The 13,353-nt window shown below is 72.5% G+C and carries 8 protein-coding genes; 1 reads left to right on the forward strand and 7 read right to left on the reverse strand.

Features of this window, described 5'->3' with window-relative positions; translation table 11 throughout:
• Positions 1-9: 9 nt before the first annotated feature.
• Both I4J89_RS01760 and I4J89_RS01765 read right to left on the reverse strand, forming a co-directional pair.
• Entirely contained in the window at positions 10-2,037 is a 2,028-nt protein-coding gene (locus I4J89_RS01760; protein ID WP_230858164.1) for a hybrid sensor histidine kinase/response regulator, read from the reverse strand.
• A gap of 50 nt (positions 2,038-2,087) precedes the next feature.
• On the reverse strand, positions 2,088-3,026 hold the full coding sequence (locus I4J89_RS01765) for a ribose-phosphate diphosphokinase (protein ID WP_196411997.1): 939 nt from the start codon (positions 3,024-3,026) through the stop codon (positions 2,088-2,090).
• A gap of 139 nt (positions 3,027-3,165) precedes the next feature.
• Between I4J89_RS01765 and I4J89_RS01770 the strand changes: the two genes are divergently transcribed.
• Positions 3,166-4,011, forward strand: coding sequence for an ABC transporter ATP-binding protein (locus I4J89_RS01770; protein WP_196411998.1), 846 nt, complete (start codon positions 3,166-3,168; stop codon positions 4,009-4,011).
• Positions 4,012-4,098: 87 nt separating this feature from the next.
• On the opposite strand, the gene I4J89_RS01775 is transcribed toward I4J89_RS01770, so the two are convergent.
• The 5 genes from I4J89_RS01775 to I4J89_RS01795 all read right to left on the reverse strand — a co-directional run bounded on the left by I4J89_RS01775 (position 4,099) and on the right by I4J89_RS01795 (position 13,319).
• Positions 4,099-4,752, reverse strand: a complete 654-nt coding sequence (locus tag I4J89_RS01775; protein WP_196411999.1) for an ABC transporter ATP-binding protein — start codon at positions 4,750-4,752, stop codon at positions 4,099-4,101.
• Entirely contained in the window at positions 4,740-7,748 is a 3,009-nt protein-coding gene (locus I4J89_RS01780) for an FtsX-like permease family protein (protein WP_196412000.1), read from the reverse strand. Before I4J89_RS01780 ends, I4J89_RS01775 begins: the two co-directional genes overlap by 13 nt.
• Positions 7,745-10,762, reverse strand: a complete 3,018-nt coding sequence (locus I4J89_RS01785; RefSeq protein ID WP_196412001.1) for a permease-like cell division protein FtsX — start codon at positions 10,760-10,762, stop codon at positions 7,745-7,747. Before I4J89_RS01785 ends, I4J89_RS01780 begins: the two co-directional genes overlap by 4 nt.
• Positions 10,763-10,823: 61 nt before the next feature.
• Complete coding sequence (locus I4J89_RS01790) at positions 10,824-11,822, reverse strand: magnesium transporter CorA family protein (RefSeq protein ID WP_196412002.1); 999 nt, start codon at positions 11,820-11,822, stop codon at positions 10,824-10,826.
• 54 nt (positions 11,823-11,876) lie between these two features.
• Complete coding sequence (locus I4J89_RS01795) at positions 11,877-13,319, reverse strand: MFS transporter (RefSeq protein ID WP_196412003.1); 1,443 nt, start codon at positions 13,317-13,319, stop codon at positions 11,877-11,879.
• Positions 13,320-13,353: the final 34 nt, after the last annotated feature.

Raw genomic sequence — 13,353 nt, forward strand, 5'->3', positions numbered from 1 at the left:
GCGCTCCCGTCACTGCTTCGCACCCCTGTCGTTCACGGGTTGCGGACCACACAGCGAGCGGATCGCGCCGAGCAGTGTGGACCGGGTGAACGGCTTCTCCAGCAGCATGCTGTTGTCGTCCAGGTGCAGCTGCGGCCCGAGCGACGCCGCCGTGTAACCCGACATGTAGAGCACCGGCAGGTCCGGCTGGTGGGCACGCAACGCGCCGGCCAGCTCCGGCCCGGTCATCGTCGGCATCACGACGTCGGTGATCAGCAGGTCCGGCCGCGTCCCGGTGGCCACCTGAGTGACCGCCATCAGCGCGTCCGTCGCCACCGTGATCTCGTACCCGGCCGGCGCGATCAGCCGCTGCACCAGCTGGGCCACGTCCGGCTGGTCCTCGACGATCAGGACCCGGCCGATCACGGCGTTCTTCTCCCGGCGCTCACCGCCCGCCCGCTGCTCCTCGGCCGCCGGCAGGTAGATGTGCACGGTGGTGCCGATCCGTGGCTGGGACTCCAGCTCGATGTGGCCACCCAGGTTCGCCACGATCCCGGCGGTGGTGGCCAGTCCCAGTCCGGCGGCGGTCGGCCTGGTGGTGAAGAACGGCTCCAGCGCCCGGCGGCGGATCTCGTCGGCCATCCCGATGCCGGTGTCGGTGACCACGAGGTGCACCAGCTTGCCGGTCGGGGCGCCCTCGGCCAGCTGACCCGGCTCGATCACCTCGTTGGTGGCGGCCACCCGGACCATGCCGCCGTGCAGCATCGCGTCGCGGGCGTTCGCGGCCAGGTTCACCAGGGCCTGTTCGAGCGGACCGCGCTCGGCCTTGATCGGCCACACGTCCGCACCGAACGTCAGGTCCAGGCCGATGTGCTCGCCGAGCGTACGGCTGAACAGCGTCTGCACGTCGGTGAGCAGGTCCGGGATCGGGATGACCTCGGGCCGGTTGCCCTCGCTGCGGCCGAACGCCAGGAGCTGGTGAGTCAGGGTCCGGCCCTTGTTGACCGCGTCCAGGATGTCCTTCGCCAGCTGCTCGTGCGGCGAGTCCTCCTCAGCGGTGGACAGGATCATGTCGGCCGAACCGGCCACCACGGTCATCAGGTTGTTGAAGTCGTGCGACAGGCCGCCGATCAGCTGGCCCAGGCTGTCCAGCCGGCGCAGGTGGTCCAGCTGCCGCTTCAGGCCGCGCGCGTCGATGTGGTCGGTGGTGTCGGTGATCATGCACAGGACGCCGGCGAACTCGCCGTGGTCGTCCATGGCCGGCATCATGCTGATCCGTACGCTGCGCCGCGACCCGTCGGCCCGCATCAGGCGGGTGGCGCCGACCGTCGACCGGCCGGTCCGGCACTCGGCGATCCGGCGGTCCAGCTCCTTCTGCCCGACGTTGTCGAGGAAGCCGCGCAGCGACACCCCGATCAGCTCGGCCCGCGGCATGCCCAGGACCACGCCGATCGGCTCGTTCGCGTACGTCGCCACGCCCTCCGGATCGAGCTGGAGCACACCCTCGGGGATGGTCTCCAGAACCCGGCGGTACCGCTCCTCGGAGGCACGCAGCCGCTCCTGCGCCCGGGCGCTGGAGACGGCCAGCGACACTTCGCCGGCGATGTCCCGGGCCAGCTCCACCTCGGGCGTCGAGTAGAACGCGTCCGGGGTGTGCCGGGTCAGGATCAGGTAGCCGGAGTACGTGTTGTCGACGATCACCGGGCTCAGCACCGCGGCGGTGACACCGTGTTCCGGGCCGCACAGCGCCGCCGCCGACTCGCCGGCCAGCACGATCGGGCGGCGGCTGGCGGCAAGCGTGGTCGAGTACTCGTCGTCGGGCGACTGTCCGATCCGATCGAGGGCCCGGGCCAGTGTGCCGGAACGCTCGTCGTCCAGGTGGTGGTACGAGAGCTCCTCGTACCGGCCGTCGTCGCGAAGCAGTTGCACGCCCGCGCCGTCACCGATCATGTCGGCGGCGGCACGGGCGGCCGTGGACCGCACCTCGGCCGGATCCGACGCCGCTCGGCTAAGCGCGAGGGCGAGGTCGGCGAGCGCGTACCGGAGGGGGTAAGCCATGACACCCATGCGAAACATGATTCGCGTTAGGTGAGGCTCATGAGGCCGTTTTATGAGAAAAGGGCGCTTACCGACTCGCCGTTGTGGATCCGGCGCATCGCCTCGGCCAGTGCCGGAGCGACCGACAGGATGGTCAGCTTCTCGGTGCGGCCGCTCTGCGGGATCGGCACCGTGTTGGTGCAGACGATCTCCTCGATCTCCTTCTCGGCGGACAGCCGCTGCACCGCGTCGTTGGTGAACAGGCCGTGCGTACAGGCCACCCGCACGCTGCGGACGTTCCGCTCGCGGAGCCGGGCCAGCAGCTCGAAGACGGTGCTGCCCTTGGCGATCTCGTCGTCCAGCACGATCACGTCCCGGTCGGCGACCTCGCCGATCACCGAGCTGATCACCACCTTGTCGTCGGCGAACCGCTGCTTCGCGCCGGCCGCCACCTCGATGCCGAGCATCCGGGCGAACGCCGCCGCCTCCTTCGCGTTGCCCAGGTCCGGCGAGACCACGACGCTGTTCGACAGGTCGTAGCCGCGGAAGTGGTGGGCCAGCTCGCGCAGCGCGTGCAGGTGGTCGACCGGGATGTTGAAGAAGCCATGCACCTGCGGCGAGTGCAGGGTCATCGCCAGCACCCGGTCGGCGCCGGCGGTGGAAAGCAGGTCGGCGACCAGGCGGCCACCGATCGAGATGCGCGGGGCGTCCTTCTTGTCGCTGCGGGCGTACGCGTAGTGCGGCAGGACCACGGTGATCCGGCCGGCCGACGCGCCCCGGGCGGCGTCGAGCATGAAGAGCAGCTCAGCGAGGTGCTCCTGGGTCGGGGGGACCAGCGGCTGGATCAGGAAAACGTCCCGTTCCCGGCAGTTCCCCTGCAGCTGCACCTCGATGCAGTCGTTGGCGAACCGGGAGATCCGGGTGGGCAGCAGCGGCACCGCGAGGTGCTCGCAGATCTCGGCGGCCAGCTCGGGATGGGCAGATCCGGTGAAGACGGCGATGTCGCGCACGGGGACACCCTATTCACTGAGCCTTTTTCAACGTGGCGAGGGCCTCGCATGCCGGCGCCGGACGACGGCCCGGCAGCTTCAGGCCCAATGCCAGGTTGAAAATTGCTCACAGTGGCGTGTGTTGATTAGTTTGGGCGTCATGAACGGACTGGCCGTCGCCTGCCGCCGAGTGGTGCACATCTACCGCGCCGAGGCAGGCGACGTGGTCGCCCTCGCCGGCGTCGACCTGTCCATCGCGCCCGGCGAGACGCTCGCCCTGGTCGGCCCGTCCGGCTCCGGTAAGTCCACCCTGATCGCCCTGCTCGCGGGCCTGATGCGCCCGTCCGCCGGCCGGATCAACATCGGCACCTACGACATGGGCAAGCTCTCCGACGGCGAGATCTCCCGGCTGCGCGGCACCGAGATCGGTGTGGTCCTGCAGGGCGCGGCCCGCAACCTGCTGCCGTACGCGACGCTGCACCGCAACATCTGGCTGGCCCAGCGCCGCGCCGCACACACCCGCGGCATCAAGCTCGACGACCCGGACCGCATCCTCGACCTGGTCGGTCTGCCCGGCCAGGGCCGGCGCCGGCTCACCGACCTCACCCCCGGCGGCCGCCAGCGGGCCGCCCTCGCGGTCGGTATCGCCGCAGGTCCCGGCCTTCTGCTGGTCGACGAGCCGACCAGCCGGCTGGACACGGCGGGCCGCGACGAGGTGCTCGACGCCCTCGAAACGGTGAACGAGGAACGCCACACCACGATCGTGGTGGTCACCCACGACAACGAGGTGGGCGCCCGGCTGGGCCGCGCGGTCACCATCCGCGACGGGCGCGTCGGCGCGGAGGGCCGCGACGGCCAGGACTTCGCGGTGGTCGCCGGGGACGGGACGGTCCAGCTGCCGCCGGACGTGCTCGGTTCCTACCCGCCGGGCACCCTGTTCACGGTCCAGCACGTGGACGGCGAGGTCACGCTGGTGCCGGGTGGTTCCGAAATTCCCACCCATTAGAGGTACGCGTCGACGAAAGGTCCCGCCCAGCCGCGCCACCTGGGCCCGGGTCCGGGCCGCAGCGCGACCGCCGGGCTGATCCACGGGTCAGGGCCGGGCCCAGACGGCTTCGCCGTCGGCCAGATGCAGTTCGCGATCGCAGACCGCGGCCGCCTCGGGATCGTGCGTGGCCAGGACCACGGCGGCACCGCGCGCGGCCTCGGCCCGCAGCAGTTCCAGGACGCGCTGCCGGTTCGCCGCGTCCAGCTCGCTGGTGACCTCGTCGGCCAGCAGCACGTCCCCGTGCAGCGCCAGTCCGCGGGCGATGGCCGCGCGCTGCTGCTGGCCGCCGGACAACTCGTCGATCAGCTGGTTCGCCTGGCCGGACAGGCCGAGCACCTCCAGCGAGTCGGCGGTCCGGCGCCGGGCATCGGCGGGCGAGCCACCGATCGCGATCACCGCCACCGAGACGTTCTCGGCCGCGGTGAGGATCGCGGCCAGGCCGTTGTCCTGCGGGATCAGCACCACACCGAGGGAGACCGCCTGGTCGCGACCGGACAGCGGCGTCCCGTCCACCGCCACCTCGCCGGTACGCGCCGGCAGCAGTCCCGCCATGGCGCTGAGCAGCGTGGTCTTGCCCGCCCCGGAGGTCCCGGTGACCGCCAGAATCTCGCCGGGCCGGGCGGTCACGGTGACCCCGCTCAGCACCGGCGCGGCCCCGCCGTAGGCGAAGTCCGCCGCTTCCACGGTCAGCGTGACCATCGTCGTCCCCTTTCGATCCGGTTACGCAGATCCCGTCCGCCCAGCACGGCCACCAGCAGCTGCACCGCGAGGACCGCACCGGCGGCCGCGAGCAGGGCGCTCGGCCGGGGCCACTGCGGCAGCGGCAGGTCCGGCGGGGTGAGGCCGGCCAGCGGCAGCCCCCAGCCGGTCAGCCGCCACGCCACCGCGGCCACCAGCAGACCGACCGCGGTCGCGATGACCACCAGCACCGGGTACGTCCAGAGCGTGGCCTGCCCGGCCGGACGTGGTCGCAGCCCCTGGACGCGCAACGCGGACAGGTCCTCGGTACGCCGCACCCGGTCCACCGCCACGGTCAGCACCAGCGCCCCGGCGCCGAGCAGCCCGGCAAGGACCGCACTGAGCAGGTAGAACCAGAGGGCGACCGCCGGACCCTCCTTGTCCAGGCTGGCCCGGGCGTCATCGGCCGAGACGTCGGAGACCATCCGCAGACCCTGTGCCCGCAGCCGCTCGAGAACGTCGTCCGGTGCGTCCGCGCTGAGCCAGACCTGCGGATCCGCCACCGGCTTCGCCTCGACCGGGAACTGCGTCACGTACTCCAGATCGACCAGGGTCGCCTGCCGGCCCAGCGCGGGCACCGCGGGCAGCGTCGCGACCGGCTTGACCGGAATCGAGTCGAAGCTCAGATCGTTGATGATCCAGTCGGCCGGCGCCCGGCCCGCGTAGGCGACCGGCAGCGGCAGGGGCGCGCTGGCCGGCTGGATCCAGCCGTTCTCGGCGACGCTGGCGGAGACCTCGACGTCGGCCCGGAGCCCGTCCGGCGCGGACGACAGGCGGACCTCCTCGGACGTCCGCCAGCGGGCCGGGTCGGTCAGCGGGGCCGGCTCGGTGGTGTTCAGCCCGCGGATCACCAGCTGCCCGGCCACATCGGCGGCGGTGCCCATCCCGCCGATCCGTATGCCGGTGAGCCGGCAGCCGCCCTCGCACATCGGCACGTTCTCCCGGTAGGTGTGCGTGCCCGGCTTCAGCTCGAACTCCACATCGGTTCCGCCGAGCCCGGTCGTGGACGACAGGAAGACCGCCAACCGCAGATTCGCGCTGGACGTCGCCAGGTCCAAGGCGATGTCCGAGGAGCCGAAGGTGGGGAACTGCGGCACCGGCGGGCGCATGAGCTGGTGCAACGCGTCCGGGTCCGGGGCGCCACCCGGCCAAGCGGCGACCGCGGCCAGCCGTTCGGTGTCCAGGGCGAGACCGGCACCCACCCCGGTTCCCCCACCCGGGAGGATCGTGACAGCCATCGCGAACCGCTTCTGCGGGTCGGCGGCCCGGACCCCGTCGAGCAGCCGCTGCCGGGTCACCGGCTCCACGGTGATCACCCGGGCGGCTCCGGTACCCAGGTGGGCCTCGACAGCACGGCCGCGAGCGGCGGTGTCCACCGCGCTGGTCCCGTACGCGGCGACCGCGGCGGCGGCCACCAGCAGGGCGAACAGCTGACCGGCACCGGGGCGGCGGGAGAGCTGGATCCCGGCCAGGGCGATGCCGAGCCGGCCACGCCGCAGCGCCCGGCTCGCGTACCGGTTGACCAGGGGAAGCAGTGCCCGGGCGGCGAGCAGGGCGAGCGCCAGGATGAGCAGCGCGGGCGCGAACAGGCCGATCCCGTCGAGGGCGCCGCCGGAGAGGGCGAACTGGACACCGGTCGCCACGGCGAGCACCGCCACCACCGCCTCGGTGACCGTGAACCGGTGGTGGTCGGCCGCCGGAGTCCGCCGCAGCAGGCCGGTGACCGGGCTCATGAGTTGCCGGCGCTGGGCCGCCACCGCCGCGACCAGGGCGGCCACCGCGGCGGCCGGCGCGTACTCCAGCGAGGTGAAGGCGGGATCGGTGCCGACGCCGGGGAACAGGACCGCGGCCACCAGGTTGACCAGCAGCTGCCCGGTCAGGCAGCCGACGACGGCGCCGGCCAGGACCGCGGCGAGGCTCTCGCCGGTCGCCAGCCACCAGCGGGTCCACCAGCGCGCGCCGCGCAGGGCGACGACGGCGAGCTCGCTCTGCCGGCCCTGCGCTCCGTAACCGACGGTCAGGTAGATGGTGAAGCAGGCGAGCAGGACCAGCGGTACGGACAGGACCGGCACCAGCAGACCGGCCACCGCCCGTCCCTCGTCGATGCGGTCCAGCACCCGGGGGATCCCGGTGTCGAACAGCAGCGAGTCCTGTAGTTCGCTCGCGGTGCTGTTGAGTTGGTTCAGGTCGGCCCGCAGCTCGTCGAGCCGGTCGATGTCCAGCGTGCCGGGCTCGGCGACACCGTCGATGGCCATCACCGTGATGGTCCGCTTCATCGAGTTCAGCGTGACCGTGTTGGTGAAGAGCGGCTCGCCCGGACCGATGTCCGGACCGGACAGGAAGTAGCCGTGCAACGCCCAGTACGCGCCGGTCGGGTCGATCGGCCGGTAGGTGCCGGCCACGGTGAGCGTCTTCGGCACGGCGTCCGGCCGCCAGGTGATCGGGCGGGTGGCCTCGTTCTGCCGGGCCGCTCGCAGGACGATCGAGTCGCCGGCGGCCAGCCCGAGCCGTTCCGCGGTCTTCTCGCCGAGCAGCACGTCACCCTCGGCGGCCAGGCAGCGGCCGGTCAGGATCCGTACGTGGGCGCAGATCTCCTGGCGGAAGACGAGCCGGGAGGGGTAGGTGTCGGCCTCCTCGAGACCGACCGTGGCGACCTCGGCGGAGTGGTAGTAGGTGAACCCGTCCAGGTTGAGCAGGACCTGCCCGACATCCGGGAACTTGACCTCCGGGGTGCCGCCGCTCTCCGGGTCCTCCCGGACGTCGTGGCTGCGGCGGGCCACCAGGCTCAGATCGCTTGTGGAGGCGGTGGCGATCTGGCCGTCGGCGATCGCGCGCTCGGCGGCGATCAGGAAGGCCGGCGCCGCGACCGCCGAGGAGACGGCGAGCATGGCGAGCAGGGCGAGAGTGAGCGCCTGCCCGCGCCGCGTCCAGACCATCGCCAGGACCAGGGAGATCATCGGCCCTCTCCCCTCGTGTGGCCCTCGTGCATGCCGCGGATCAGCGGTGCCAGCGCCAGCCAGGCGGCCAGGCCGAGCACCACCAGGGAGCCGAGTGCCGCCAGGGCGACCGCGGCGGCGTCCAGTGGGCCGGGCGGAGCCAGCACGGCCCAGCCGTCGGTGAACGGCGGCACGGTCCAGTCGGTGAGCGCGACCGCCAGGAGCCCGGCCAGGACACCGCCGAGCAGGCCGGCGAGGACAAGCGCGACGGTGCCCGCGTACCCGGTGCCGACCGCGGTCCGGCGGGTCAGGCCCTGTACGCGCAACGCCGCGAGCTGCTCGGCGAGCGAACGGCGGTCGACCGTGACGGCGACCGCCAGCATCGCCGCCGCGAGCAGGAGCGCCGCGACACCGGCGACCAGGGCGAAGCGGACCACCACGGCGGGGCCCTGCGCGCCGAGCCGGTCCGCGTAGCCGGCCGCGGTGGCGTCGCCGGTCACGGTCAGCCCGGCAGCGGTCAGATCGGCCACGATGCCGGGCCGGGCCCCGGGCGCCAGCCACACCTGGTATTCCCCGCCCGGATCGGACTCGGCGGCGAACCGGCGGGCCGCGTCCAGGTCGATCATCAGGCCGCCCCGGCCGACCACCGGCAGGGCGGCCACCTGGTCGAGCACCCGCAGCGGTAGCGCCTCGCCGTACGCCATCAGGGTCGGCTCGGTGTCCAGCCAGTCCTCCGGTGCCGGACCGGCGAGCAGGGCCGGCATCGGCAGCGTGTCCGACGTCCAGGCCTCCGCACCCGGCCTTATCACCTCGGTGGGGTTGGAGTCGGCGGCCAGCCGCAGGGTCCCGTCCGCGGCCGTGACGTCCAGGGCCGCACCGGTGGTGGCGGCCCGCCACCGGCTGATGTCGCCGAGCAGCGCGGCGTCGAGGACTCCGGTGTCCGTGCCGCCCTGACCGAGCCTCAGCACGGTGGCCGAAGCCCCGGGCGGCGGCGGGTCGATCCGCCGGTTCCGGTCCGGCGGGGTGGTCAGTTCCCAGCGCACGATCCGGCAGCCCGGCGCTTCGGTGCACCCGGACACCGGCACGGTCACCGTGTGCTCACCCGCCGGCAGCATTCCGAACCCGGCGGTCACCGGCAGGCCGGTGCCCTCGTGCTGAAGCTGGAGGGCGAGCGCCACGGCCGGCCCCTCGCGCCGGACCCGCAGCGTCAGACTGTCCTCGGTGACCAGCGGCATCGGCGGCCGGGTGTCCTCGGCCACGGCGTCCGGGAACCGGCTCGCCGGGCCGTACTCCGGTCGCCAGGTGGTCACCGCGGCCAGCCGGGCGGTGTCCACCTCGAGGACCTCCTGAACATTGCCACGGTTCCAGACCGCCGCCATCGCCTCCCGGCCGCCCGGATCGACACCGCGGACCGCGTGCAGCAGCGCGGTGCGGTTGATCGCCTCGACGGTGAGAACCCGTTCGGCGCCGAGGTCGGCAATGCTGCGGTCGGCCCGGGACCCGCTCTCCGCCCGCCAGCCACCGGCCGCCGTCGTGAACAGCGCGACCGCCACCACGAGCAGCGCGAAGACCCGGTCGGTCCCGGGTGCGCGGGAGAATCGCAGGGCGGTCAGGCCGGTACGCAGGCGCCCGGCCCGCAGCGCCGCCCCGCCGCCCCGGGCCGCCGCGCGGCTCAGCAGCCGAGCGGCCAGCAGACCGACCGCCAGCGCGACCAAAGCGGGCGCGGCCGGGCCGAGCCCGTATCCGGCGCCGGTCGTACGGGCCTGGTAGACCGCGGCGGCCGCGATGACCATCAGGAGTACGTCCACCACCGCCGGGCGCCAGGCACCCCGGATGGAACCGGCCCGGGTGAGCAGCGCGGACACCGGCCGGCCGAGCACGGTGGCCTCGACGGCGGCCAGCACGGCCAGGCTTCCGAACAGGACCGCCGCCACCGCCGCGGCGCAGAACACCAGCGCCGCCTCGCGGTCGGGTGCGACGGTGACCGGGCCGGCCAGGCCGCGGGCCAGCAGGTAACCGGCCGGGACCCCGGCCAGCACGCCGAGGATCAGCGGCACCAGGTGCTGTCCCCAGGCCAGCCGGAGCATCCCGAACCGGCTCACCCCGCGCAGCTTGAGCAGCGCCGCGTCGGCGCGCCGCTCGCGCAGGGTGAACCAGCCGGCCAGTCCGACCGCGAACCAGGTCAGAATCAGCATCTGTACGCCGGCGGTCAGCACACCGGTCAGAATCGTGTACCGGTCGTTGGTGATGGCCTGGTGCAGCGGCCGGGCCTGGGTACCCATCCGCAGCTGGACCTGGCCGAGCCGCAGGTCGGCGGCGTCGATCTCGGCGACGAAGTCGCGCCCGCCGTCGCCGCGGAGCATGGCGTCCGGCACCACGACGTCGTACGCCATGGTCGGCACCCACAGCTGCCGGTGGGTGAACGTGTCCACCGTGGTGAACGCCGGATCCAGCGTGGCCTCGGGGCGGAACAGGCGATTGGCCCAGTACGTCCCGCCCGGGTCGACGAGCGCGTAGAGCGCCACCACCCGCATGTCGAGCCGGCCGCTCGCCGTGGTGGTGACGATCGACAGAACCTCGCCGGCCCGGATGCCGAGCCGCTGAGCCGCCTCGTGACTGATCGCGATCTCACCGCGGGCGGCGGGACAGCTGCCGGTCAGACGGACGTGCTCGCAGAACCCGTCCCGGTACGCCACCGGCATGCTCGTGCTCGCCGGGCCGGTACGCACGCTGACCGGCCCGGCCATCCCGGCGAGCCCGTCACCGAGACCGGCCGGCAGCCCGGACACCACCTGGTCGGTGAACTCGGCCAGTTCGGCCTCCGCCTTGCCCTGGGTCTCGATCCGGCTCTGCACCGAGACGGTGCGCTGGGCCGGCGGGGCGACCTCGAGGTACGCGGTGGCGGCCTCACCGACGGCGGCGAACGCGTACCACGGTCCGGCTGCGGCGACGGCTGCCGCGAGGGCGGTGAGCACGAGAATCGTCAGCACCTGGGCGGCCCGGGTCCGCACCGCGCCGAAGACGAGTGCGAACATGGCCCCTCCCCCGGTTTGGGGCGAGGTTACGCGATCAACCGGCCGTTCGGGGGCCCGGTTTTTACAGCCAGCCGCGCCGCTTCAGGAAGACGTACAGGCCGATCGCGGACGTGGCGATGAGAATGCTGCTCGCCAGGAAGCCGCCCTGGTTGTCGTACCCGGGGTACGGCAGATTCTGTCCGAAGAAACCGGTGAGCGCGGTCGGCACCGCGATGATCGCGGCCCAGGCGGCGAGTTTGCGGGTGACCTGGTTCAGCACGTTGCCCTGCTCGGTGGAGTCGGCGTCGAGCAGCTCGGTGATCCGGGTCCGGGAGTGCTCGGTCAGCTCCAGGGTCCGCTGAGCCTGGTCCTCGACGTCCCGGTAGTACGCCCGCAGATGGTCGTTCACCGGCTCGATCTCGGCCTTGTCCAGCTGGTCGACGACGTCACGCATGGGCGCGACCACCCGGAGCAGATTGGCCAGGCACTTGCGCAGCGCGAAACCGTAGAGCCGAACCGGACGGGGCGCGCCGCCCTCCTCCAGCAGTTGGTCCTCGGCGGTGTCCATCGCCTCGTCGATCGACCGGGCGGTCGCGTACTGGCTGTCCACCACGACGTCGAGCAGGCCGTAGACCAGGAAGTTGACGCCGCCGACGGCACCCAGCTCGGGGTCGGTGTCCCAGCGTTGGAGCAGCACGTCGATGTCGCCCGGTGACTTGTGCACGGTGATCAGCGCCCGGCTGGTGACGAAGGCGCTGATCTCGACCTTGCGAAGCTGCGCGGTGGTCCCGTCGCCGTGGAACCGGACGGCGTAGAGGTTGACGAAGAGGTGATCGGCGTACCGATCGATCTTCGGTCGTTGATGTTCCTCGACCGCGTCCTCGACAGCCAGCGGGTGCAGTCCGAAGTCGGTGGCCACGGCCTCCAGGTCGGCCTGGCCGGGTGCGTAGAGGTCCAGCCAGACCACCGCGTCCGGGTGGGCGCGCAGCAGGCCGGCGGTCTGGTCGGCGGCGAAGTCCTCCGCGATCACCCGGCCGGCCTCGTAGAGCCGGGTCCGGACAGGACAGGAAAGTGCGGTCACCGCACCACAGTAAGATCGCCGCGGCCGGCCGTGCGACCGGCCGCGGCGCAGCCGTCAGACCGCCTCCAGGACCCGCTCCTCGGTGACGGTCTTCGATTGCCCACCACGGCGCAGCATGTAGAGGCTGACCGGGACGCCGACGGCGACGAGCACCGCCGCCACGATGAGCGAGAACTGGTAGCCCTCCAGGAAGCGGTGCATCTCGGAGCCGGTGGCGGCGTTCGCCCGGTTGGACAGGATCGCGCCGAGCACCGTCACGCCGAGCAGGCCGAACACCTCCCGGGAGACGTTGAGCATCCCGGACGCGATCCCGGCCCGGCCGGGCGGCAGCGCGTCGACCACCACGGTGCTCAACGGGATCAGCAGGCCGCCGCCGACGCCGTACAGCGCGAACCAGGGCAGCAGGTCGCCGTAGCTGGTGCCCTCGCCGTACCGCGCGATGCCACCGATGGCGGCGGCCATCACGGCGAGACCGAAAGCGGTCACCCGGGCGACGCCGAAGCGGGCCTCCAGGCGCGGCGCGAGGACCGCGCCGACGGCGGTGATGATCGCCATCGGGATAAACGCCGCGCCGGCGCCGGTCGGCGAGAAGCCGAGCACGTTCTGCAGGTAGATCGCCATGTAGAAGTAGATGCCGAAGACGCCGAAGGCCCACAGGCCCATCGCCAGCAGCCCGCCGGTGAACATCCGGGAGCGGAAGAACGCCAGGTTCATCATCGAGTCCGCGTTGCGGCTCTGCAGGAACACGAACACCACGGCCGCGACCGCGGCCACCCCGAAGAACCCGAGGATCAGCGGCGAGGTCCAGCCCTCAGCGTCACCTTCGATCAATGCGTACGTGAGAGCGAACAGCGACACGGACGACGCGGCCAGCCCGGCCGGGTCCAGGCGTCGCAGGACGCGGGTCAGTCCGGCCGTCCGTTGTGCGGCGCCGTGCCCCGACGGGACGCTGAACAGCAGGATGGCCAGCGTGGCCACACCGATCGGCAGGTTGATCAGGAAGATCCAGCCCCAGGAGACGTACTCGCTGAGCACTCCGCCGGTGAACGGGCCGACCGCGAGAGCGAGTGCGCCCACCCCGCCCCAGACGCCGATGGCCGTACCGCGCTCCTTCGGGTCCGGGAAGAGCTCCTGGAGCAGCGCCAGCGAGGCGGGCGCCAGCAGTGCCGCGCCGACGCCCTGCACGGCCCGCGCGCTGATCAGCAGACCCTGACTGTCGGCCAGGCCCGCCGCGACCGACGCCACGGTGAAGACCACCAGGCCGGCCAGGAACGCGAGCCGGGTGCCGAGCACGTCCGCGATGCGGCCGCCGGCCAGCAGCAGGCCGGCGAAGACCAGGATGTACGCGCTGGTGATCCACTCCAGGCCGGCGATGCTCAGGCCGAGGTCCCGCTGAATGCTGGGCAAGGCCACGTTGACGACGTTGTTGTCCAGATACGTCATGAAGGTGCCGAGCGCCACCGCGACAAGCGCCCACCACCGTCGATTCTTTTCCATCAGGCCTCCCCCTGTACGGCGTCCATGTACAACG

Origin of the sequence: Actinoplanes aureus, from assembly GCF_015704865.1 — a bacterium.
Taxonomy (GTDB): domain Bacteria; phylum Actinomycetota; class Actinomycetes; order Mycobacteriales; family Micromonosporaceae; genus Actinoplanes; species Actinoplanes aureus.